At 71.4% G+C, this 21,582-nt stretch carries 21 protein-coding genes; 15 read left to right on the top strand and 6 right to left on the bottom strand.

Features of this window, described 5'->3' with window-relative positions:
- Positions 1-72: 72 nt before the first annotated feature.
- From ACZ39I_RS07650 to ACZ39I_RS07610, 9 genes are all read left to right on the top strand, one after another.
- On the top strand, positions 73-1,590 hold the full coding sequence (locus ACZ39I_RS07650; RefSeq protein WP_467243544.1) for a sugar ABC transporter ATP-binding protein: 1,518 nt from the start codon (positions 73-75) through the stop codon (positions 1,588-1,590).
- Positions 1,587-2,627, top strand: coding sequence for an ABC transporter permease (locus tag ACZ39I_RS07645; protein WP_352384753.1), 1,041 nt, complete (start codon positions 1,587-1,589; stop codon positions 2,625-2,627). Before ACZ39I_RS07650 ends, ACZ39I_RS07645 begins: the two co-directional genes overlap by 4 nt.
- Positions 2,620-3,630, top strand: coding sequence for an ABC transporter permease (locus ACZ39I_RS07640; protein ID WP_467243543.1), 1,011 nt, complete (start codon positions 2,620-2,622; stop codon positions 3,628-3,630). Before ACZ39I_RS07645 ends, ACZ39I_RS07640 begins: the two co-directional genes overlap by 8 nt.
- Positions 3,631-3,685: 55 nt before the next feature.
- The gene (gene rhaS, locus ACZ39I_RS07635; RefSeq protein WP_467243542.1) at positions 3,686-4,765 is read left to right on the top strand and encodes a rhamnose ABC transporter substrate-binding protein; all 1,080 of its coding nucleotides are present in this window, start codon (positions 3,686-3,688) and stop codon (positions 4,763-4,765) included.
- Positions 4,766-4,782: 17 nt separating this feature from the next.
- Positions 4,783-5,103 (top strand): L-rhamnose mutarotase, encoded by a 321-nt coding sequence (locus tag ACZ39I_RS07630; protein WP_062040203.1) that lies wholly within the window; start codon positions 4,783-4,785, stop codon positions 5,101-5,103.
- 32 nt (positions 5,104-5,135) lie between these two features.
- Complete coding sequence (locus tag ACZ39I_RS07625; RefSeq protein WP_467243540.1) at positions 5,136-6,560, top strand: BNR repeat-containing protein; 1,425 nt, start codon at positions 5,136-5,138, stop codon at positions 6,558-6,560.
- Positions 6,561-6,640: 80 nt separating this feature from the next.
- Positions 6,641-7,660 carry a LacI family DNA-binding transcriptional regulator gene (locus ACZ39I_RS07620; protein WP_352384761.1) on the top strand — a complete coding sequence of 340 codons (1,020 nt, stop codon included), beginning with the start codon at positions 6,641-6,643 and terminating at the stop codon, positions 7,658-7,660.
- Between the two features lie 102 nt (positions 7,661-7,762).
- Positions 7,763-9,064: an alpha/beta fold hydrolase gene (locus tag ACZ39I_RS07615; protein WP_467243539.1), complete on the top strand. Its 1,302-nt coding sequence runs from the start codon at positions 7,763-7,765 to the stop codon at positions 9,062-9,064.
- Positions 9,065-9,162: 98 nt separating this feature from the next.
- On the top strand, positions 9,163-9,768 hold the full coding sequence (locus tag ACZ39I_RS07610) for an FxLYD domain-containing protein (RefSeq protein ID WP_467243538.1): 606 nt from the start codon (positions 9,163-9,165) through the stop codon (positions 9,766-9,768).
- Position 9,769: 1 nt separating this feature from the next.
- On the opposite strand, the gene ACZ39I_RS07605 is transcribed toward ACZ39I_RS07610, so the two are convergent.
- Positions 9,770-9,970, bottom strand: coding sequence for a DUF5999 family protein (locus ACZ39I_RS07605; protein WP_352384767.1), 201 nt, complete (start codon positions 9,968-9,970; stop codon positions 9,770-9,772).
- 161 nt (positions 9,971-10,131) lie between these two features.
- Between ACZ39I_RS07605 and ACZ39I_RS07600 the strand changes: the two genes are divergently transcribed.
- Positions 10,132-10,947: a pentapeptide repeat-containing protein gene (locus tag ACZ39I_RS07600; protein ID WP_467243536.1), complete on the top strand. Its 816-nt coding sequence runs from the start codon at positions 10,132-10,134 to the stop codon at positions 10,945-10,947.
- On the opposite strand, the gene ACZ39I_RS07595 is transcribed toward ACZ39I_RS07600, so the two are convergent.
- Entirely contained in the window at positions 10,915-12,435 is a 1,521-nt protein-coding gene (locus tag ACZ39I_RS07595) for a cytochrome P450 (protein ID WP_467243535.1), read from the bottom strand. The genes ACZ39I_RS07600 and ACZ39I_RS07595 overlap by 33 nt on opposite strands.
- A 107-nt stretch (positions 12,436-12,542) precedes the next feature.
- Between ACZ39I_RS07595 and ACZ39I_RS07590 the strand changes: the two genes are divergently transcribed.
- A complete protein-coding gene (locus ACZ39I_RS07590) occupies positions 12,543-13,151 on the top strand; it encodes a TetR/AcrR family transcriptional regulator (protein ID WP_467243534.1) in 609 nt (202 codons plus the stop codon).
- Positions 13,152-13,229: 78 nt separating this feature from the next.
- Complete coding sequence (locus ACZ39I_RS07585; protein WP_467243532.1) at positions 13,230-13,955, top strand: DUF2470 domain-containing protein; 726 nt, start codon at positions 13,230-13,232, stop codon at positions 13,953-13,955.
- Here the strand turns inward: ACZ39I_RS07585 and ACZ39I_RS07580 are convergent.
- The 4 genes from ACZ39I_RS07580 to ACZ39I_RS07565 form a co-directional block, all read right to left on the bottom strand.
- Positions 13,923-15,140, bottom strand: coding sequence for a lactonase family protein (locus tag ACZ39I_RS07580; protein ID WP_467243531.1), 1,218 nt, complete (start codon positions 15,138-15,140; stop codon positions 13,923-13,925). The two genes, ACZ39I_RS07585 and ACZ39I_RS07580, sit on opposite strands and share 33 nt — an antisense overlap.
- A gap of 91 nt (positions 15,141-15,231) precedes the next feature.
- Complete coding sequence (locus ACZ39I_RS07575) at positions 15,232-16,254, bottom strand: hypothetical protein (protein WP_467243530.1); 1,023 nt, start codon at positions 16,252-16,254, stop codon at positions 15,232-15,234.
- Between the two features lie 34 nt (positions 16,255-16,288).
- Positions 16,289-17,566 carry an FUSC family protein gene (locus ACZ39I_RS07570; protein WP_467243529.1) on the bottom strand — a complete coding sequence of 426 codons (1,278 nt, stop codon included), beginning with the start codon at positions 17,564-17,566 and terminating at the stop codon, positions 16,289-16,291.
- Positions 17,567-17,756: 190 nt separating this feature from the next.
- A complete protein-coding gene (locus ACZ39I_RS07565; RefSeq protein WP_467243528.1) occupies positions 17,757-18,341 on the bottom strand; it encodes a CGNR zinc finger domain-containing protein in 585 nt (194 codons plus the stop codon).
- A 151-nt stretch (positions 18,342-18,492) separates the two neighbouring features.
- Between ACZ39I_RS07565 and ACZ39I_RS07560 the strand changes: the two genes are divergently transcribed.
- The 3 genes from ACZ39I_RS07560 to ACZ39I_RS07550 all read left to right on the top strand — a co-directional run bounded on the left by ACZ39I_RS07560 (position 18,493) and on the right by ACZ39I_RS07550 (position 21,582).
- The gene (locus tag ACZ39I_RS07560; protein ID WP_467243527.1) at positions 18,493-19,500 is read left to right on the top strand and encodes a quinone oxidoreductase family protein; all 1,008 of its coding nucleotides are present in this window, start codon (positions 18,493-18,495) and stop codon (positions 19,498-19,500) included.
- Between the two features lie 81 nt (positions 19,501-19,581).
- Positions 19,582-20,481, top strand: a complete 900-nt coding sequence (locus ACZ39I_RS07555) for a DUF3626 domain-containing protein (protein WP_467243526.1) — start codon at positions 19,582-19,584, stop codon at positions 20,479-20,481.
- A gap of 108 nt (positions 20,482-20,589) precedes the next feature.
- Positions 20,590-21,582, top strand: a complete 993-nt coding sequence (locus ACZ39I_RS07550) for a phosphotransferase family protein (RefSeq protein WP_467243524.1) — start codon at positions 20,590-20,592, stop codon at positions 21,580-21,582.

Genomic DNA, 21,582 nt, shown 5'->3' with positions numbered 1-21,582 from the left:
TCCCGGCAACCAAGTTGAAACCTTTCACGACGCCGTGAGGGCCGTCCCGCCGGCGTCGTCGAGGAGCCCCCAATGACCCACCCGTCCACCACGGGTCCGGCCCCGGTTCTCGCGCTCAGGGACATTTCGAAGTCCTTCGGCGCGGTTCGCGCCCTGCGGGACGTCTCCCTGGAGCTGTTTCCCGGGGAGGTGCACGCCCTCGCCGGCGAGAACGGCGCGGGCAAGTCGACCCTCATCAAGACCCTCGCGGGAGTGCACCGGCCGGACACCGGCCAGGTACTGCTCGACGGTCAGCCGGTCGTCTTCCACGGCCCCGGCGACGCCCGCGACGCCGGGATCGCCGTCATCTACCAGGAGCCCACGCTCTTCCCCGACCTGTCGATCGCCGAGAACATCTTCATGGGCCGCCAGCCCAGGCGCGCCCTCGGCCGGATCGACCACAAGGCCACGCACGCCGCGACCCTGGCCCTGATGCAGCGCCTCGGAGTCGAACTCGACCCCGACCGCCCGGCACGCGGCCTGTCCATCGCCGACCAGCAGATCGTCGAGATCGCCAAGGCGCTGTCCTTCGAGGCCCGCGTCCTGATCATGGACGAGCCCACCGCGGCCCTGACCGGCAGCGAGGTGGCGCGTCTCTTCGGCGTCGTCAAGGCGCTCCGGGAGCAGGGCGCCGCGGTGCTGTTCATCTCGCACCGCCTGGAGGAGATCTTCCGGATCTGCCAGACGGTCACGACCCTGCGCGACGGCGCCTGGATCGCCAGCGAGCCGATCGAGGGCATGACCGAGGACGACCTCGTCCGCCGCATGGTCGGCCGCGACCTCGACGAGCTGTACCCCAAGCAGGACGTACGCCCCGGCGAGGTCGCGCTCACGGTGAGCCGGCTGACCCGGGAGGGCGTCTTCACCGACGTCTCCTTCGAGGTCAGGCAGGGCGAGATCGTCGGCCTCGCGGGCCTCGTCGGAGCGGGCCGCACCGAAGTCGCCCGAGCCGTGTTCGGCATCGACCGCTGGGACGCCGGCGAGGTCTCCGTGGACGGAAAGGCGCTGGTCAACGGCGCCCCTTCGACCGCGATGGCCGCAGGGCTCGCCCTGGTCCCCGAGGACCGGCGCGCCCAGGGGCTCGTGATGGACATGTCCATCGAGCGCAACATCGGCCTCACCGGACTCCGTACGACCGTCAGGGCGGGTCTCATGGACCGCGGCGCCGAACGCAGCCGTTCCCTCGACTGGGCCGTCAAGCTCCAGGTGAAGTACGCCCGGATCGCCGACACCGTCAACACGCTGTCGGGCGGCAACCAGCAGAAGGTCGTCCTCGCCAAGTGGCTGGCCACCGGCCCCAAGGTGCTCATCGTCGACGAGCCGACCCGCGGCATCGACGTCGGCACCAAGGCCGAGGTGCACCGGCTGCTCAGCGAGCTGGCCGCCGACGGGGTGGCCATCTTGATGATCTCCTCCGACCTGCCCGAGATCCTCGGCATGGCCGACCGCGTGCTCGTGATGCACGAGGGCCGCCTCACCGCCGAGATCCCGCGCTCCGACGCCACCGAGGAAACCGTGATGGCCGCAGCCACCGGGAGGGCCGCCGCATGACGGTCACCACCCCCCAGCAGGCCCCTCCCGCAGAGGTGCCGAAGGCCGGTGCCACCCGGCTCGTCGACCGCGTCTTCAAGATGCGCGAGCTCGCCATCCTGGCCGTGTTCCTGGTGATGATCGTCGTCACCCAGATCGGGAACAGCGACTTCCTCACCGAGCAGGGCATCAAGGACCTGCTGCTGAACGCCACGATCCTGGTGCTGGTCGCCACCGGACAGTCGCTGGTGGTCATCACGAGGAACGTCGACCTCTCGGTCGGCTCCATCCTCGGGATCAGCGCCTTCGCCGCCGGTACCTACCTCCAGGGCGGCGGGAACCCCGTCGTGGCGATCGGGCTCGCGGTCCTGTTCGGCATCGGCTTCGGCCTGCTCAACGGCCTCCTCGTCAGCCTCGGCCAGGTGCCCGCACTCGTGGTCACCCTCGGCACGCTCTACATCATCCGGGGCATCGACTCCATCTGGGTCGGCTCCCGCCAGATCACGGCGGCCGACCTCCCGGACAGCTTCGTGAACTTCGGCTCCGGCGGTATCTCCGCCGTGCCCTGGCTGGCCCTGATCGCGCTCGCGGTTCTCATCGCCACCGCCTACTACCTCAAGCACTTCGGCAGCGGACGCGAGCTGTACGCGCTCGGCTCCAATCCCGAGGCCGCACGGCTCGCCGGCATCCCGGTGCGCAAGCGGATCCTGGCCGCGTACACCTTCTGCGGCGGCCTCGCCGGTCTCGCCGGGGCGATGTACCTGGCCCGGTTCGGCAACGTCGACTCCGGGACCGGCACCGGCTACGAACTGACCGTCGTCAGCGCGGTCGTGGTCGGCGGTGTCGTCTTCACCGGCGGCTCCGGCAGCGTCTACGGCGCGGCCCTCGGCGCCCTGCTGCTGACCTCCATCAACAGCGTGCTGCCCGCCCTCGGCGTCAGCTCGGTCTGGGTGCTCGCCATCAACGGCATCCTGCTCATCCTCGCCATCGCGGTCGACCGGATCGTCGCGCTGCGCGTGGCCTTGGCCCTGAAGAAGAGGAACGCCCGCCATGCCTGACTCCCTGACGCGTGCGATCCGCTGGGACACGGTCGTCGGCGCTCTCCTGATCGTGGTCCTGCTGCTGTCGTTCGGCACCGTCGACGGTTTCGGCAACGCGCTGAACCTGTCCTTCCTGATCGGCAACACCCTGCCGATCGCGCTGATCGCCCTGCCCATGACCATGCTCGTGGTCTCCGGCGAGATCGACCTCTCCGTCGCCTCCACCGCGGGTCTGTCCGGCGCGGTGATGGGCGCCCTGTGGAACCAGGGCCTGACGATCGAGGTGATCATCCCGATCTGCCTCGTCCTCGGAGTGGTGTGCGGGCTGCTCAACGGCCTGCTCGTCACCCGGCTGGGCCTGCCCTCCCTCGCCGTCACCATCGGCACCCTCGCCGCCTACCGGGGCATCGCACAGATCGTGCTCGGCTCCGACGCGGTGACCGACTTCCCCACGCAGTACCTGAACTTCGCGGCGGGCCGGGTCGGGGACACGTTCATCCCGCAGGCGTTCCTGCCCTTCCTGGTCCTGCTCGCGATCGCCGTGGTCGTCCTGCACGCCACGCCGTTCGGGCGGTCGGTGTTCGCGACCGGCGCGAGCGAGGAGGCTGCACGCTTCGCGGGTATCCGGGTCAAGCGACAGAAGCTGATCCTGTTCACGGTGACGGGCCTGATGGCCTCGCTCACCGGCATCTTCTGGGCCCTGCACTACGCCAGCGCCCGCTACGACAACGCCACGGGACTCGAACTCTCCGTCGTGGCGGCCGTCCTGCTGGGCGGCATCGACTTCGACGGAGGCAAGGGCACGCTGGGCGGCGCGATCGCGGGAGTCTTCCTGCTCGGCGCGCTGCAGAACGTGATGAGCCTCCAGGACGTCTCCGCCCAGTCCCAGATCGTCGTCACCGGCGTTCTCCTCGTCCTCTCCGTGCTCGGCCCCCGGGTCGCACGGCAGATCTCGGTTGCGAGGGCCGGCCGCCGGGCCGCCTCGACACCGGCGTCCAAGGCGCCCACCCCGGCCGCATAGGTCCGGGCGTCCAAGGAAACCTCGTATCCGCTCACCCTCGTAAGGAAGATCCGTCATGCGTAAGTCATCCCTCCGCCGTTCCTGTGCGGCCCTCGCCGCCGGCACCTCCCTCGCCCTCGCGCTCACCGCGTGCGGCGGCACCACCAAGAAGGACGTGCAGGACGAGGGCGCCTCGGCGGCCTCCACGGCCAAGGCCGACCCGAACGCGGCCACCAAGAAGGGCCTGACCGTCGGGTTCCTGCCCAAGCAGGTCAACAACCCGTACTTCACCTCCGCCGACAAGGGCGGCGAGGCGGCCCTGACGGAGCTGGGCTCCAAGTACAAGGAGGTCGGTCCGTCCAGCGCCACCGACACCGCCGGGCAGGTCTCCTACGTCAACACGCTCACCCAGCAGCAGGTCAACGCGATGGCCGTGTCCGCGCAGGACCCCGGCGCCCTGTGCACCGCCCTCAAGCAGGCCATGTCGAACGACATCAAGGTCGTCACCTACGACTCCGACACCAAGGCCGACTGCCGCAACGCCTTCGTCTCGCAGGCCTCCGCCGAGGACCTCGGCCGCACCGAGGTGCAGCTGCTCGCCGAGCAGATCGGCTACAAGGGCGAGATCGCGATCCTGTCCGCCGCGCAGACGGCGACGAACCAGAACACCTGGATCGACTTCATGAAGGACGAGCTGAAGGACCCGAAGTACAAGAACATCAAGCTCGTCAAGGTCGCCTACGGCAATGACGACGCCCAGCAGTCCTTCCAGCAGACCCAGGGCCTGCTCCAGGAGTACCCGAACCTGAAGGGGATCATCTCCCCGACCACCGTCGGCATCAAGGCCGCCGCCCAGTACCTCTCCGGCTCCAAGTACAAGGGCAAGGTCAAGCTGACCGGCCTCGGCACCCCCAACGACATGCGCAAGTACGTCAAGAACGGCACCGTCGAGGGCTTCGAGCTGTGGGACCCGGCGAAGCTCGGCGCGCTGGCCGCCCAGACCGCCGTCGCCCTGGTCTCCGGCCAGATCACCGGCAAGGAGGGCGAGACCTTCAAGGCCGGCGGCACCACGTACACCATCGGCAAGGACGGCGTGATCAACCTCGGCAAGCCGACCGTGTTCACCGCCAAGAACATCGACCAGTTCAACTTCTAGTTCCGGAGCGGTACTTCATGCAGCGCGTCTGTTTCCTCCTCAAGGTCCGTCAGGACAAGCTCGCCGAGTACCGCGAACGACACGCCGCCGTGTGGCCGGAGATGCTCGACGCACTCTCGGCCACCGGCTGGCACAACTACTCGCTCTTCCTGCGCGACGACGGCCTGCTCGTCGGCTATCTGGAGACCGAGGACTTCGAGGCCGCCAAGGCCGGTATGGAAGCCACCGAGGTCAACGCCCGCTGGCAGGCCGAGATGGGCGAGTTCTTCGAGTCCCTCGACGGAGCCCGCCCCGACGAGGCGATGAAACCGCTCACCGAGGTGTTCCACCTCGCCTGAAACCTCCCCATCAGGACCGCAGGAGCCGCACCATGAAAAGACGCACACTGCTCGCAGGTGCCATCGTGTCCGCCATGTCCACCACCGCGCTCACCGGCGGCACCGCCCGCGCCGCCGACCCCGGCCCCTCCGTCACCCGGACCGGCACCACCACGCTCGACAGCCAGGCCGTCTTCTTCGTCTCCTACGACGGCCTCGTCAACAACAACTCGTTCCAGAAGAACGGCCTGCTGACCTACAAGGGCTACCAGTACGCCGTCTGGTACACCGCCGACAAGAACGCCGTCGTCGGCCGCCGCGTCCTCGGCGGGGGCACCTGGTCCACCGTCCAGGTCGGACACACCCTCAAGACCAGCGACTCCCACAACGTCATCTCCATGGGCGTCTCCAAGGTGGACGGCCGCCTCCACCTCAACATGGACTCGCACAGCGACGGCTTCACCTACGTCAAATCGGTCGCGGGCCTCATGGACAACCCGTCAGGACTGAGCTGGACCGCCGCCCGGTTCGGCGCACCCCAGTCCACCCTGGACGGCGTCGCCCTGACGTCGCAGTTCACCTACCCGCAGTTCGTCTCCACCCCCGACGGCAAGCTCCAGCTCAGCTACCGGCGCGGGATATCCGGCAACGGCCGCAACGCCCTCGCGGAGTACGACGGTTCCACCTGGACCGACCTCGGCGAGTGGTCCGCCTCCACCGGCACCTACACCAGCGAGCACGGCTCCTCGACGGCCCGCAACATGTACCTGCACGGCATCGACTACGACAAGAACGGCCGGCTGCACTCCTTCTTCACCTGGCGGGAGCAGAGCGCCGCCGTGATGTGCTCCAGCGGCGGCATCACCAACCACGACACCGGCTACGTCTACTCCGACGACCGCGGCCGCACCTGGCGCACCAACGCCGGCACCGTGGTCGGCACCACCGGCGGCTCCGACAAGGTCGCCGTCACCGACAGCGGCCTGGTCATCGACGCGCTGAACCCGGACCACTCCCTGATGAACCAGGAGAGCCAGTTCACCGACTCCGCCGGCCTGCCGCACGCGATCATCTCGTACGTGCCGGGCCGCTTCGGCCAGTGCACCACCAACTACGTCTCCAACCGCACCGCCAACGGCCGCGCCTTCCACGTCCGCAAGAACTCCTCGGGCACCTGGCAGAAGACCGAGATCCCGGTCGTGCTCGGCTCCAGCCAGCGCACCAAACTGGTCCTCGACAAGTACGACAACGCCTACGCGATCTTCCCGTTCGGCCGGATCGCCGCCGCCTCCAAGGCGTCCGGCTACACCGACTGGAAGATCCTGTTCGACGGCAGCGGTCTCAACGCCTTCGGTGAGGTCGTAATCGACGAGATGCGGATCGCACAGGACAACGTGCTGTCGTTCATGTACCAGGAGAAGTCGAGCGGCACGACCCCCTCGGCGCTCCACGTCGTCGACTTCGCACTGCCTGCCTGATCGTGACCGGTGTGGGGGCGACTCGACGATAATGTGAAGGTCGTCCTGTCGCCCCCCGTCTTCCTGGAGGTCCCTGCCCGATGGCCCAGTCGGTGGGTATCAAGGACGTCGCCCGCGCCGCCGGAGTCTCCGTCGGCACGGTCTCGAACGTCATCAACCGTCCGGACTCCGTCGCGACCGAGACCCGGGCGCGCGTCCTGTCCGCGATAGACCGGCTCGGCTATGTCCGCAGCGAGTCCGCCCGTCAGCTGCGCGCGGGCCGCAGCCGGATCATGGGTCTGCTCGTGCTCGACATGGGCAACCCCTTCTTCGTCGACGTCGCCCGCGGTGCCGAGCGGGCCGCCCGCGAGGAAGGCCTCGGCGTGATGGTCTGCAACAGCGCCCAGAGCGCGAGCGAGGAGGCGGAGTACCTGTCCCTCTTCGCCGAGCAGCGGGTCCGTGGCGTCCTGCTCACCCCGACCGACGCCTCCGGCCGCAACATCGACTCCTTCCGCCGCCACGGCATCCCCTTCGTCCTCGTCGACCGGGTCGCCGAGGGCACCACCGAGTGCTCGGTCTCCGTCGACGACGTGGCCGGCGGCGCCCTGGCCGTGCGCCACCTCGTGGACGCCGGGCACCGCTCCATCGCCTACGTCAGCGGCCCGCCCGGCCTCAACCAGGTCCGCGACCGGCGCACCGGCGCCCTCAACGCGCTGGCCGAGGCGGGCCTGGGCCCCGACCATCTGCGCGAGCTGCCCACCGAACGGCTCGACGTGGCCGCGGGCCGTGACGCCGGCGCCCGCCTGCTCGGCCTCGCCGACCGCCCGACCGCCGTGTTCTGCGCCAACGACCTGCTCGCCCTCGGCGTCCTGCAGGCCATGTACGCGGCCGGCATCACGGTCCCCGACGACCTCGCCATCGTCGGCTACGACGACATCGAGTTCGCCGCCGCCGCGGCCGTCCCCCTCACCTCGGTCCGCCAGCCCGCCGTCACCATGGGCGCCCTGGCCGCCGAACTGCTCCTGGAGGAGGCGGAGACCAACGGCAAGCGCCACGACCACCGCCGGGTGGTGCTGCAGCCCGAACTGGTGGTGCGGCGCTCCAGCCTGGCGGCCCGCTGACCCGCGAGTCAGTAAGATTTCATGATCGAAGGGGTCGGCCGGCGGACGAACATGTGCTGAACTGGGACGCGCCTGAAGAATCCGTCCGTCCCGGGAGCCCTGTTGACCGCGACCTACCGCCAGCCCGGCCTCGTCCTCACCGACCGCAGCTTCACCGTCCCCCTCGACCACGACGACCCGGCCGGGGAGACGATCGAGCTCTACGCCCGCGAGGCCGTGGCGAGCGACAAGGCGGGCCAGAACCTGCCGTGGCTGGTCTATCTCCAGGGCGGCCCGGGCTTCGGGGCGAACCGCTTCGTCGGCAAGGGAGCCTGGTTCGGCCGGGCCCTGAAGGAGTACCGGGTCCTGCTGCTCGACCAGCGCGGCACCGGCCACTCCACACCCGCGAACCGCCAGACGCTCCCGCTGCGCGGCGGCCCCGCCGAACAGGCCGACCATCTGGCCCGCTTCCGCGCCGACTCCATCGTCCGCGACTGCGAGGCGATCCGCGCCCAGGTGACCGGCGGCGCTCCCTGGACCGTCCTGGGCCAGAGCTTCGGCGGCTTCTGCGCCACGACCTATCTGTCCCTCGCCCCCGAGGGCCTCGCCGCCGCCCTCATCACCGGCGGCCTGCCATCCCTCGACGCCCACGCCGACGACATCTACCGGGCCGCCTACCCGCGCGTGGAGCGCAAGGTCGCCGCGCACTACGCCCGCTATCCGCAGGACATCGAGCGGGCCCGCCGTATCGCCGACCACCTCCTCACCCACGACGTGACCCTGCCGAACGGATACCGGCTGACCGTCGAGGCCTTCCAGTCGCTCGGCATCCTCCTCGGCGGCAGCGAGGGCAGCCACCGCCTGCACTACCTCCTGGAACACGCCTTCGTCCGCACCCCGCAGGGCCCGGAACTCTCCGACGCGTTCCAGGAAGAGGCCCAGGGCCTCCTCTCGTACGCTGCCCACCCGCTGTACGCCCTCGTCCACGAGGCCACCTACGGCCAGGGCGAACGGCCCACCGCCTGGTCGGCCGAACGGGTGCGCGCCGAGTTCCCGCAGTTCGACGCGGCCAAGTCCCTCGCCGGGGACGAGCCGCTGCTGTTCACCGGCGAGACCATCCACCCCTGGCTGTTCGACTGCGACCCTGCCCTGCGGCCGCTGCGCGAGACGGCCGAACTCCTCGCCGCCCGCACCGACTGGCAGCCCCTGTACGACCCGGCCCGCCTCGCCGCCAACGAGGTCCCGGTCGCCGCCGCCGTCTACCACGACGACATGTACGTCGACACGGCCCACTCCCTGGAGACCGCCCGCGCGATCCGCGGTCTGCGCACCTGGGTGACGGACGAGTTCGAGCACGACGGCGTCCGCGCGGGCGGCCCCCGCGTCCTGGACCGGCTGCTCGCCCTCGCCCGCGACGAGGCCTGACGCCGGACACCCGGACGGCGACATGCTCCCCTCTCGATTCCGGCATAGGGTTCATTTCGCCCAAGTGTCGACGCCCGGAGTCGAGAGGACATCAGTCGATGAGCACACCGTCACCCCACGGACGGTCCCGGATCGCCGCCCTCGCCGTGGCCCTGGCCGCCGCGAGCACGCTCACTCTGACGGCGTGTGACGACGACTCCGGGGGCTCCTCGTCGTCCTCCGTGACGCCGTCCGCCCCGGACACGGCCTCCTTCTCCGGCAACGCGGCCTCCGCGCTCGAGTCCGTCAAGGCTTCGGTGCGGGCCGAGGCATCGAAGCGGGCCGCGTCCGCCTCGGCGGCCGCCTCCTCCTTCGAGGCCTCCGTATCCGCCGAGACGGAACGGGCCAACAAGGCCGCGCGGACCGAGCTCGCCAAGGTCGACGGCCAGGGCAACGCCATGTCCGAGGTCACCATGACCGGCAAGCCGCGCTCCGAGACCGGCGGCCTGCTCGCCGTCGTCGTCACCATCACCAACAAGACCGACAAGGCGGCCTCGTACGCCGTCCAGGTCGACTTCCTCGACGCCTCGGGCAAGGTGGTGGAGACCCGGTACGTCGGTGCCGAGGACCTGGAGCCGGGGGAGAGGGCCCAGCCCGTCGCCGTCAGCCGCAAGCCCGCCGAGCCGGCTCTGACACCCGAGCTGGCGAAGGCGCAGCGGTACTGACTCAGGCGGCCGTGGCCAGCGCCCCAGGAGTGCGGTGCGGGCCCACGACCCGTCCGTCCGGCAGGAGTTCACCGGTGTCGTCGAAGACGATGGTGCCGTTGCACAGCAGGCTCCAGCCCTGTTCGGGATGGGCCGAGACGATCGCCGCGGTGTGGTGGTCGGGGCTGTCGACGCTGGGGCACGGTGGCTGGTGGCTGCACATGACGTCTCCTCGATGCGTTCGGCTCCCGCCTCGGTTCGGCCGGTATCTCTGTGGTAGCCGAGCTTGTTTTCCGTTGGATGAGAAGACCCCCACATCGCCGGAAAGTCCTCGGTGAGTTCCCGTCAGGTGGGTCGGTGAGCGGGGCCGTTAGGCTTGCCGTGATGCAAGAACATGTGACCGACCTCAGGGGCGACTGCGCGCGGTGCTTCGGCCTGTGCTGTGTCGCCCTGCCCTTCGCCGCCTCCGCGGACTTCGCCCGCGACAAGCCGGCCGGGAAGCCCTGCACCAACCTGCGGGACGACAACCGGTGCGGTATCCACGCGAGGCTGCGGGACGAGGGCTTCACCGGATGCACGGTCTACGACTGCTTCGGCGCCGGGCAGAAGGTCTCGCAGGTCACCTTCGGCGGCCGGGACTGGCGCACCGGCCCGCGTGAGGACGCCCGCCGGATGTTCGACGTTTTCCCGGTCGTGCGCCAGCTCCACGAACTGCTCTGGTACCTCACCGAGGCCCTCACCCTGCCCGCCGCCCGCCCGGTCCACGCCGACCTGCGCCGCATGCTGGAGCGGACCGAGGCGCTCACCCGGGGCACCGCCGAGGAACTCGCCGCACTGGACGTCCCCGCGCACCGGCAGGAGGTCAACGTCCTCCTCCTGCGGACCAGCGAACTGGTGCGAGCGGGCATGGGCGGGAAGAAGAAGAACCGCCGGGGCGCCGACCTGATGGGCGCCCGGCTCAAGGGTGCCGATCTGCGCGGGGCCAGTCTCCGCGGCGCCTACCTCATAGCGGCCGACCTCACCGGCGCCGACCTGCGCGGCGCGGATCTGATCGGCGCCGACCTGCGGGACACCGACCTGACGGACGCGGACCTGACCGGCGCGTTCTTCCTCACCCAGCCGCAGTTGAACGCGGCCCGCGGCAGCGCCGGCACCCGGCTGCCGGAGTCAGTCACCCGCCCGGTGCACTGGACAGCGTGACTCCGGTGCCGGTGCCGGTGCTTCGTCGGAACCCGCCATGGGAACGGCCGCAGCGCCACCGCCCGCCCGGCGTTCCAGGTGCAGCCGCAGCCCCTCCGGCATCAGCGTCAGCCGCTCGGTCACGCTGAGCCGGTAGTCCGGGTCGGCCCGCAGTGTGTACCGGCGCAGCAGCAGACCGAGCACCAGCGTGGCCTCGTGCAGCGCGAACTGGCGCCCGATGCAGGCCCGCGCGCCGGTGCCGAACGGCTTGAAGACATGCGGGGGACGCGATCGGACGGCCTTCGGGTCGAAGCGGCCCGGGTCGAACCGCTCGGCGTCGGCGCCCCACACCGCGGGATCGCGCTGCAACATAGGCGTGAGCACCAGCGTCCACGCACCCCGCCGCATCGGGTGCTGTCCCGCCAGCACGGTGTCCTCGACGGCCTCCCGGGCGAACGCGGGCGCCGTCGGCCACAGCCGCAGCGACTCGTCCAGCACCCGACGGACATACCGCAGCTTCGCCACCTGGTCGTACCCCGGCTCCTCGGTGGAGCCCCAGACCCGGTCCACCTCGGCACGCGCGCGTGCCGCGACCTCGGGATGGCGGGAGAGGTAGTGCAGGGCGAAGGAGAGCGCGCCCGAGGTGGTCTCGTGGCCGGCCACCAGGAAGGTGATGACCTGCCGGCGGACGTTCTGGGGCGACAGCCGCTCACCGGTCTCGGGATGGGCCGTCTCCAGCATCCGGTCCAGCAGGTCACCGTCCCCGCCCGCCGCGCGCCGGGCCCGGACCAGGTCGTCGACCATGCGGTTGAGATAGGCGATGTCGTCCGCGTTCGCCCGCGCGGCACGCCGTAGCAGAGCGGGGAACGGGACGGAGTTGAGGCGCTGCGCGTAGGTGAGGGTGCCCACCATCGCCCTGACGAAAGGATGCGGCCGCTCTCGCTCGAAGGAGCCGAAGTCGTGCCCGAACCCGGTGCGCGCGATGGTCTCCAGGGTCAGCTTGGTCATGTCCCCGGGCACGTCCACCGGCCGGCCAGCCGCCTGCGCACGGTCCCAGTGGTCCGTCAGCCGCCCGGCCACGGCCAGCATCATCGGGTGGTAGGCCTCCATCGCCTCCCGGCTGAAGCCCGGTGCCAGAATGTCGTGCGCCAGCTGCCAGTTCGGCTCGTGGTTGTAGGCGGTGAACAGCCCGTCGCCGGCGACCGGCCGCAGGTTGGCGACCCCGAGGCCGACGTGCTTGGCGAACCGCGACTCGTCCGCCAGGTCCGCCACCAGCTCGGCGCCCCAGACGAACACGAACTCCCGGTTGAACGCCTTGCGCCGGTAGATCGGCCCCAATTGGCGAGCGAAGCGCAGCGAGTCCTGGAGCGGGGTGGCCCGGTTGACGCCCAGCACGTCACCGAGCAGGGGGAGCCGGCGCGGCGGATGCGGAATGCGGTCCAGCTCCGGCCAGCCCAGCTCGGCACTGCGAAATCCCGTCGGCCGCGTGTCCGCCGTCGTCTCCGCCATGACGAGATCTCCTTTGATCCAGCGGCAGTTGAGCGCGTTGTACGTGGGTTCAATAGCGCGCCTCAGTCTGATCCCGTTGTTGAACCGGCGTCAAGTAAAGTGCGGGCATGGCCGGGAAGCAGGGCGAGCGCACGCGCCGCAGGCTCAGCACCGAGGAGCGCCGGGAGCAGCTCCTGTCGGTGGGGGCGAGGCTGTTCTCGGAGAGCCCGTACGACGACGTGTGGATCGAGCAGGTCGCCGAGATCGCCGGCGTCTCGCGCGGGTTGCTCTACCACTACTTCCCGACGAAGCGGGACTTCTTCGCCGCGGTCGTCGAGCGCGAGAGCGAGCGCATGCTGGCCATGACCGCGGCCGTGCCCGGCGTCCCGGTCCGTGAGCAGCTGGCGGCGGGGCTGGACACGTATCTGGCGTACGTCCACGCCCACGCGCACGGCTTCCGGGCCTTCCATCGCGCCGACGCCGCCGGGGACCAGGCCGTGCGCCGGGTCTATCAGCGGGCGCTGGCCGCACAGGAGCGGCAGATCCTCGCGGCGCTGGCGGCGGATCCGGAGTTCGGTGAGCCGGCGAGCGAGCGCCCCGACCTTCAGCTGGCCGTCCGCGGCTGGCTGGCCTTCACCACGGCCGTCTGCCTGGAGTGGCTGCGGGGCGCGGACCTGACCCGGGAGCAGGTGCGTGACCTGTGCGCACGGGCACTGCTCGGTGTTCTCAGGCCCTGACCCTTCCGTTGCGCCTTCCGGGTTGGCTTCATCGCCGATCTTCGCTAGGTTAGGCAAGCCTTACCTAAGGAGGAAGCGATGGGTGACAGCCAGACGTGGACGGCCGCGCCGTCCGCGGCGGAACACGCCCGGTCGGTGCTGGCCGCCTCGTGGTCCTGCGCGGTGACCGCCGAGGGCGGCCGCGAGGAGTTCGTCGGCGCGCACACCGTCACCGAGGACGGACGGGTGACGCTGGACGTGCCCGAGGACAGCACCCTGGTCGCGGCCGCGATCTGCGCGCCCCGCGGGGAGCCGTCCGCCGTCCTGGAGTTCGCCGACGTGGCACCCGTCCCCGTGCGCAGCCGTATCCGCGCCCGGCTGTGGATCGCCGGCTGGTTCCTCCCCGGGGACGGCCGGCTGGAGCTCAAGGCCACGCGCGTCGTGCTGCGCCGCCCCTCCGGCGCCGTGGTCGTCGACCTCGACGAGTTCGCCGCCGCCGAGCCCGACCCCCTCGCCACGGCCGAGGCCCGGCTGCTCACCCACCTCGCCGACTGCCACCCGGACGCCGTCGAACGGCTCACCCGGCTCGTCGATCCGGACATGCTGCACGGCGTGGTCCGCGTCCAGCCCCTCTCCGTCGACCGGCACGGACTGACCCTGCGCGTCGAGCGCGCCCGCGCCCACGGCGACGTACGTCTGCCCTTCCACGCGCCCGCCGCCGACGTGACCCAGCTGACGGAGCGCATGCACGCCCTGCTGACCCGGGCGAGCGCCGCGTCCTGCCCCCGTGCTCTACAGCGGCAGCGCACAGACGGCGACGGGTGAGGCGAACGGCTTGCCTGCGAGACGCACAGCACCGCTCGCCGTGTCCACGTGGAAGACGCTGACGGTGCCGGACCTCTGATTCGCCGCGAACAGCAGCCTGCCGTCCGGGGAGAACGCGATCTGGCGCGGGAAGTCACCGTCCACCGGCACGGTGTCGAGCAGCCTCAGGCGGGCGCCGCCCGCCTCCACCGCGTACCGCGTGAGGCTCTTGTGGCCCCGGTTGGCGAGATAGGCGTACGAGCCGTTCGCGGTGACCAGGAACTGCGCCGGGTAGTTCGTGCCCGAACCCGTCCCCGTGGACTGCGGCGCCCCGACGGAGAGACGGCCGCTCCCGGGGTCGTAGGCGCAGACCGCCACCGTGTTGTCGACCTCGTTGGCCAGATAGGCGTACCGGCCCCCGGGATGGAAGGTGAGATGGCGCGGTCCGGCACCCGGCCGGGTCTGCGCCCGCGAGACCTCCGTGAGCGCGCCGGTGCGTTCGTTCAGGCGATAGCTGTAGACGGTGTCGGTGCCCAGGTCGACGGCGAGCACATGGTTCCCGTCGGGACCGGTGAGGAACTGGTGGGCGTGCGGTCCCTCCTGGCCGGGCCCCGGCGCCGGACTGGAGTGCGTGACGGAGTCCCTGAGTTCACCGAGGGCTCCCGAGGAGTCGATCGGATGCACGGCCACACTGCCGGAGCCGTAGTTCGCGCTGAGCAGCCAGCGCCCGCCCGGATGCACCGACAGATGGCACGGCCCCGCCCCACCGGTGCTCCGGCTCCCCAGGACCTTGCGGTCGGACAGGCGTACGGCGGTCACGGCACCGGCGTCCTGCTCGGCGACCGCGTACAGCGTGCGGCCGTCGGGGTGCAGCGCGAGATACGACGGGTTGGTGACACCGGTGATCGTGCCCTTGCCGGTGATCCGGCCGCTCCCGGCGTCGTAGGCGGCGACGCCGATGCCGGTGCCGCCGCCCTCGGCGGAGGTGTAGGTGCCGAGATAGAGGGGGCGGGGGCCGGTCGGGGCCGCCGCGGACGGCGTTTTCGCCGGGCTCGGTGAGACGGTCCCGGGGGAGCCGGGAGCCTGCGAGGGCGCCGCTGCCGAAGACGGTTCGGAGGACGTCGAGCAGCCGACGAGGCCCGAGCCCGCTCCCGCGAGAGCGCCGACGAACCGGCGCCTGCTCCAGCCGCCGTTCGCACTGCCCATTCCTGCGCACCCCTGCTGATCGGTCTTCTCGGCCTGGACAGCCACCTTCACCCGGATCGCCCGGCCGGTGCAACCCGAGCCCGGCCGCCCGCTACCAGTCGCCGTCCTCGACCGGCTTGCCCGGCGCGTCCCCCAGCTTCGTGACCTGGTGCGACCCCGGCGGCTGCCAGGGCTCGTGATCGTCCCCGAGCCAGTCACCGACCGGCTTCACGCCCTCCAACGGGTCCGTCGGGGCGAGGTCCTCCGCGTCCTGGTCGTAGTAGTCGAACCAGGGCAGCCCCGCGGCGGTGTACGCCGCGCGGTCCACCGGCGACGGCGGGGGAGCCTCGCCGGTGATGCGGCGCCACTCGGGCGGTGTCACCAGGTGCACGAAGACCCGCCCTGCCGGTGTGTCCGCCCAGTCCGACAGCGGCCGGTCGTCCCGGTAGACCTCCTGGCGCATGGAACCGCCGACGCCGAGCCCCATCGACGGGGCGCTGGGCGGGCCCCCCGCCGGAGCGGCGGGCGCGGCCATCGCCATGGGTACGGCGGCGCCGTAGCCCATGGCGGGCCCGCTCGCCGACCGCAGCCGCCGCTGCGCCTCCCGCCACTCGGCCAGCCGCTCCTCGGCCAGCGGGAAGGACTGCAGCTGTACACCGCCCCAGACCTCCTCGCCGGTGACCTGCCCCTCGAGGGTCGCGCCGAGACCGAGCGGCACCGCGACGAACTGGCGGACCGTCCCCTCGCCGGAGTTGATGCCGTCCAGCCACGGCTGACGGGGCAGAACCACGTAGTTCTGCGGATCACGGGCGAGGCGGTCGCTCCACGGTTTCCCGGAGACCGCGCACACCTTGCCCACCCCGACCTGGAGAGCGGCGGGCTCGGTGGTGCCCCCGAAGCTCAGCCACATGGCCTCCCGCAGATACACCGGCAGCATCACTCCGCCCCGGGCCCGCCACTGCTCAGGGACGGTGTCCGGGTAGTCGGAGACGCGGCGCACCGGGAACTCGCCGAGCCCCGGCGGCAGCGGATGTGTGCCCGTCTCGGGCAGCCGCAGGGTGCGGACGAACCGCACCGCCGCACCGCCCGGCAGCCGCAGTGTGTTCCCGTCGATCCGCACGCCCGTGCCGGTCATCGGCCGCCCCCTGTGATGGTCCGTTGTGCCTGTGTCACCTTGAACGACGGGAGAGGGCCGGGCGGTTCCGGCGCCAGCGTTCCTGCAGCCGGGTCAGGTGCGGCATCCGTTCGCGCTGCTCACGGGAGGCACGGTCCAGCTCCTCCAGCAGACGGCGGGAGCGGTGCTCGGTGTCCAGCTCGTCGAGGATGCGGTTGACCTCGGTGAGAACCGCCCCGTGCAGCTGCCAGTGGCGGGAATCGCGCTGGACCTCCTCCAGCAGAAGCTGGGCCATTTTGTCGCGGGTCGTCGTGGCCTGGCGCAGCTCGGCGGTGAGCCGGGCCTCGGCGGACTCGGCGCTCACACTGACGTGAGTGGTGACCAGGACCGCGAAGCTGACCACCGCGTCACCGATCTCGGACAGCAACTGCTCCACGGTCCGACCGGTCTCCGGCCCGAACAGCGGCTCGGGAGCCTGCCCCTCGTCGATCGCGTACGGCTCGTCGGCGAGGGGGTCGCGTTGCTTCGCGAGGTCGGTGAGGGTGCGCGCCAGGACCCGCAGCACGACCGTGCAGATCTCCAGGGTGTCCAGGCCGGTACGCAGCACCACCCGGTGCAGCAGACCCTCCTTCACCCTGGGGTTCAGTTTGAGACTGTCCTCGGCCTGCCGGAGGGCCGCGTCCACCTCGACGATGTCGTGGTCGAGCTCGCGCGCCTCGTACAGCCGGGCCGTCGCCAGTTCCACGGGGGTACGGCCCGCGGCCTCCTCGCCCATCCGCAGCATCAGCTTCCGCAGCCGGCGGGCCAGCCCCTCGATCGACTCGCCCGCCTCGTCCACCCACACCGGGGGAGCGAGCAGCAGATTGCAGGCGAGGCCGACGACCGCGCCGATCAGCGTCTCCACCACGCGCGCCCAGGCGGTGTCCCCGACCGTCGTCACCCCGAGCACCAGCATCGCGCTGATCGCCACCTCGGGCACGAACTCCTCGACCCGCACCAGCCGTCCGACCACCAGCGAGGCCACGATGAGCAGGCCCAGGCTCCACCAGGTCAGACCCACCAGCAGACTGAAGGCGATGGCGACGAGAACGCCGGTCACCACCGAGTTCACGCGGCGGATGCCGGTGGTGAGCGTGGAGTACAGGGTGACCTGGACGACGAGCAGCGCGGTCAGGGGCGAGGTGAGCGGGGCCGCCTCGGGGCTGAGCCGCAGTGCGATCACGTACGCGATCGTCGCCGCGGCCGCCGACCGTAGCGTCTGCACGACCACGGGGTCCCGGCGCCGCTTCACGGAGCGCACCAGGGACGCCCTCACCTCACGTACATCTCGCATCCTCAGTGTGTTCCTCTTTCGCATAAGCGTTCGGTGCACTCCGTGCGGACGGTGGCCGTCCGCGAGGAGTGCACCCATTGTGGGGGAAAACTCCCACCTGGCTCCGCGTGGCCCGCCCGGCCCGCCGGATCGGCAACGCCTACCCCGAGGCCCGCACCCAAGACATCGGATCCGCCTTCAGGATCCGCCGTCAACGGGTGGCGGCCCGGCTGCGGGACCGGTAACCGGCGATCTTCGCGAGATTGCCGCAGCGGTCCATCGAGCACCAACGGCGGCGGCGGGCCTGCGAGTCGTCCAGGAACAGCAGGGAACAGTCCGGGTTCTCGCACTCCTTGACCCGCTCCAGGAGCGGACCCCGCACCAGGAGTACGGCGTCCCGTGCCACCGTCGCCAGGGCCGCGCGGGCCGGGCTGCGCGCCGCCCAGCGGACCGGACCCAGCTGGGGCGCGAGATCCGGCTGGGCGGCGACCGCGTTGACCCGCTCCACGTCGGCCGGGTCGGATTCGCGGCCGGCCATCGCGGCGCGGACCAGGCCGTACACGGACTCGCGCAGGAGGCGGGCGTCCGTCAGATCCCGGGCGGTGACCCGCACCGCGGCCGCGTCGGTGGCCAGCTCCGCCTCCGTGAACCAGCGCGCGAGGGCCGCGGTGTCGGGGAGTCGCTCCAGCGGCGTGGCGTGCCGTTTGCCGAGGGTGGCCGCGAAGTCCAGGCAGGGGCGGCCGCCGATGAACGGGAACGCGAGTGCCGGGTCGGCGGGGGCGGGGCTGCCGGTCATGCGGCGAGCGTACACCGGTTCAGGAGGTGTCGGGTCGGTGCACCGGTCCTCTTGACACCGGTTGAAGGGGTGTCGGATGGAGGCACCACTTCGCGACACCGCTTCAACCGGTGTCAGTCGCTCGGGTGGCCGGGCAGAGAGCAGGTGCGGTATGCGTGCGGTGCGGATCGACAGGTTCGGCGGACCGGAGGTACTGGTGCCGGTCGATGTCCCCGACCCGGTGCCCGGCCCCGGAGAGGTGCTGATGAGGGTCGCCGCGGCCGGGGTGAACCGGGCGGACGCCCTGCTCCGCGCCGGCCTCTACCACCGCGCCGGACGCCCGCCGCTCATCCCGGGTGCCGAGGCCGCCGGGGTCGTCGTGGAGGTGGGGGAGGGGGTGACGGACTTCGCGCCCGGACAGCGGGTCATGGCCCTGGACGGCGGCAAGTCATCAGGTTTCTACGCCGAGTTGGCGACGGTGTCCGCCACCCAGGTGGTCGTGCTCCCCGACGGCGTGGACCTGGCCCGGGCGGCCGCACTGCCGATCGCCTGGCTCAGCGCCTGGTACTGCGTGCGGCACCTCGCCCGGGTCTCCAAGGACGACACCGTGCTGGTGAAGGCGGCGGCGAGCGGTGTCGGCACCGCCGCCGTGCAGATCGCCGCCGAGGCGGGAGCGCGGGTCATCGCCCTCGTCGGCTCGGCCGAGAAGGCCGCCTGGGCGGGGGAGTTCGGCGCCGACGTCACCGTCGACACCTCCGCCCACCCCGAGGACGCCGAGGTCGAGGAGGTGCTCCGGCTCACCGACGGCCGGGGCGCCGACGTCGTCCTGGACACCGTCGGCGGCCGGGCCTTCGGGCGCAGCCTGCGGGAAGTGGGCCACGGCGGCCGGGTCGTGGCCCTCGCCAACGTCGCCCTGGAACCGAGCACCGTCGACACCCGCGACTTCTATCCCAAGAACGCCTCGATCCTCGGCTTCCAGCTCACCAACCTCCAGATCCACGGCTACGACGCCCGCCCCGACCTGCGGGAACTGGCCGACCGCGTGGCCGCCGGCGGCTATCGCGTGCCGATCGAGACCGTCGTACCCCTGGAAGAGGCGCGGACCGCGCACGAGCGGCTGGAGCAGCGTGCCAACCGCGGCAAGATCGTGCTCTCGGCCGGACCGGAATTCGGCACATGACATGCGGGCGTCCTCCTCGCCGGGTGATCATTCAGTGAGTCATGGGTGAGTTGTGGGTGAGCCGCGGGTGAGGAGGAGCCGGTGAGTCCAGTCGCGTCGGCACGAGCGCGGGCGGCGCTGAACCATGTGGCGGCCGTGTCCGAGGGGCCGGCCGTCGCCCCGGACGTGCGCATCACGCTGAACTTCCACCCCGACCGCCTGGCACGCGGCCTGCCCCTCCTGGAGGCGCTGGCCCAGGACGGCGTCTACCACTCACAGTTCGTCACCGGCACGGGCAACGGCGGGCTGACCGCGCACCCCGGCGGCGACCGGTGGCGCTGGGAGAGCCGGATCTTCGGCGGCGCCTACGACGACGCGGGCGCGCACGAGCGGCCCGTGTACGGCGCGCTGAACTTCCGCCGTCAAGTGGTGGGCGCCGCCCCCCGGTTCGGCTCCTCGTACTTCCGGCTGACCGGCGAAGCCCTCGCCCGCGCCACCTTCTGCTACCCCGACAGCGCCGCCGAGCCGGTCCACTTCGGCATCGCCGCCGGCATGTCCCTGATCGCCCTCGCGGAGGCGGACCAACAGGACGCCCTCGACGACTACATCGAGGCCCAGGTGCACGGCGGCGTGGACCTGGCCCGCGACGTGGAGGCCCTCGTCCTGGACGCGAGCTACCGGAACACCCCCGTCGAGGCGGCGGCACACCTGCTGCCCGTCCCCGTCGAGTGGCACCCCGGCTACCGGATCACCGTCGCCGAAGTGCACCGCCACGCCCACTACCGCGGGCAGGAGTACGCCGACCTGGGCGCGAGCGTCGCCGAGGACGGAGTGGTCGACCCGCGCATCATCGGCGACGCCGCGAGGACGGGCCGCCACGAACTCCAGCACCTGAAGATGGTGTGGCACACGCTGGCCCGCTTCGGCGCGCCGGAGGGGACGGCTCACGGAGGGGAGCCGGGGGGAGGCCGGACGCCCGTGGTGAGCGCCCCGAGCGCGTAGGCCCGCGAATGGCCCCCGGTGCGCGGGACGCGTTCCGTACCCTGTTCGGGGAACGCACGCCCGACGCCGACCGGACGGCTGCCGAGCGGAGAGAAGGGGGGCGGGACGTTGGTGGACTCCTGGGAATGGGCTCGGCAGGTGCTGGAGGACGCGGGCCTCGACCCCGGTCGGCTCGCCGGAGTCCGGCCTCTGACCGGTGGCACCTACAACACCGTCGAGGAGCTCCGCCTCACCGACGGCACACGGTACGTCCTCAAGGTCCCACCCGCGACCACTGTTCCCGGCCTGCGCTACGAGCGTGAACTCCTCGTCTCCGAGGCGGAGTTCTACCGCGGAGCCGCCGTGGCCGAGGTCACGGCACCCCACGTGGTGGCCGTCGGCACCCACACCGTCGTACCCCATCTGCTGATGACGGCCTGTCCCGGCGACCCTTGGGACCGGTCGGTGTCCGAAGCCGAACGGGCGCGGTTGCGAAGGGAGTTGGGCCGCCAGGTGGCACGGCTGCACACGGTGACCGGGCCGGGCTTCGGCTACCCCTCCCGAGCCCTCGGCCCGCTCGCCCGCGACTGGCGGACCGCGTTCACCGCCATGATCGAGGCCATCCTGGGCGACGCCCGGGACTACGGGGCGCGACTTCCCCGCTCCGTCGAGCAGGTGGAGGCCACGCTCCGGGCCGGCTACCCCGCTCTCGACGAGGTCACGGTCCCCGCGCTGGTCCACTTCGACCTGTGGGACGGGAACATCCTGCTGCACCGCCCGGCCGGCGGGGAGCCGCGCATCGGCGGGCTCATCGACGGGGAGCGGATGTTCTGGGGCGACCCCCTCGCCGACTTCGTCTCCCTGGCGCTGCTCGGGGACATCAAGAAGGACGAGGCGTTCCTCGCGGGGTACCGGGAGGCGGGCGGCCGGGCGGAGTTCGACGTCCCGGCGCGGGTGCGCCTCGCCCTGTACCGTGCCTACCTGTACCTGATCATGCTCACCGAGACCGTCCCACGGGCGGTCGACGACGAGAAGGAACGCTGGGTCCAGCCGGCGGTGGCCCCGGAACTCGTCGCCGCCCTCGACGAGATCGAGGCCCTCGCCCGGGTCACAGGAGCCTGA

This window comes from Streptomyces sp. NPDC024687, from assembly GCF_055559055.1.
This window is presented reverse-complemented; position numbering and strand designations above follow the sequence as displayed.

What these genes read in the sequence shown, in the direction of transcription:
- ACZ39I_RS07650 (WP_467243544.1), top strand. Translation starts at nt 73, where the DNA reads ATGACCCACCCGTCCACCACGGGTCCGGCCCCGGTTCTCGCGCTCAGG.
- ACZ39I_RS07645 (WP_352384753.1), top strand. Translation starts at nt 1,587, where the DNA reads ATGACGGTCACCACCCCCCAGCAGGCCCCTCCCGCAGAGGTGCCGAAG.
- ACZ39I_RS07640 (WP_467243543.1), top strand. Translation starts at nt 2,620, where the DNA reads ATGCCTGACTCCCTGACGCGTGCGATCCGCTGGGACACGGTCGTCGGC.
- rhaS (WP_467243542.1), top strand. Translation starts at nt 3,686, where the DNA reads ATGCGTAAGTCATCCCTCCGCCGTTCCTGTGCGGCCCTCGCCGCCGGC.
- ACZ39I_RS07630 (WP_062040203.1), top strand. Translation starts at nt 4,783, where the DNA reads ATGCAGCGCGTCTGTTTCCTCCTCAAGGTCCGTCAGGACAAGCTCGCC.
- ACZ39I_RS07625 (WP_467243540.1), top strand. Translation starts at nt 5,136, where the DNA reads ATGAAAAGACGCACACTGCTCGCAGGTGCCATCGTGTCCGCCATGTCC.
- ACZ39I_RS07620 (WP_352384761.1), top strand. Translation starts at nt 6,641, where the DNA reads ATGGCCCAGTCGGTGGGTATCAAGGACGTCGCCCGCGCCGCCGGAGTC.
- ACZ39I_RS07610 (WP_467243538.1), top strand. Translation starts at nt 9,163, where the DNA reads ATGAGCACACCGTCACCCCACGGACGGTCCCGGATCGCCGCCCTCGCC.
- ACZ39I_RS07605 (WP_352384767.1), bottom strand. Translation starts at nt 9,970, where the DNA reads ATGTGCAGCCACCAGCCACCGTGCCCCAGCGTCGACAGCCCCGACCAC.
- ACZ39I_RS07600 (WP_467243536.1), top strand. Translation starts at nt 10,132, where the DNA reads ATGCAAGAACATGTGACCGACCTCAGGGGCGACTGCGCGCGGTGCTTC.
- ACZ39I_RS07595 (WP_467243535.1), bottom strand. Translation starts at nt 12,435, where the DNA reads ATGGCGGAGACGACGGCGGACACGCGGCCGACGGGATTTCGCAGTGCC.
- ACZ39I_RS07590 (WP_467243534.1), top strand. Translation starts at nt 12,543, where the DNA reads ATGGCCGGGAAGCAGGGCGAGCGCACGCGCCGCAGGCTCAGCACCGAG.
- ACZ39I_RS07585 (WP_467243532.1), top strand. Translation starts at nt 13,230, where the DNA reads ATGGGTGACAGCCAGACGTGGACGGCCGCGCCGTCCGCGGCGGAACAC.
- ACZ39I_RS07580 (WP_467243531.1), bottom strand. Translation starts at nt 15,140, where the DNA reads ATGGGCAGTGCGAACGGCGGCTGGAGCAGGCGCCGGTTCGTCGGCGCT.
- ACZ39I_RS07575 (WP_467243530.1), bottom strand. Translation starts at nt 16,254, where the DNA reads ATGACCGGCACGGGCGTGCGGATCGACGGGAACACACTGCGGCTGCCG.
- ACZ39I_RS07570 (WP_467243529.1), bottom strand. Translation starts at nt 17,566, where the DNA reads ATGCGAGATGTACGTGAGGTGAGGGCGTCCCTGGTGCGCTCCGTGAAG.
- ACZ39I_RS07565 (WP_467243528.1), bottom strand. Translation starts at nt 18,341, where the DNA reads ATGACCGGCAGCCCCGCCCCCGCCGACCCGGCACTCGCGTTCCCGTTC.
- ACZ39I_RS07560 (WP_467243527.1), top strand. Translation starts at nt 18,493, where the DNA reads ATGCGTGCGGTGCGGATCGACAGGTTCGGCGGACCGGAGGTACTGGTG.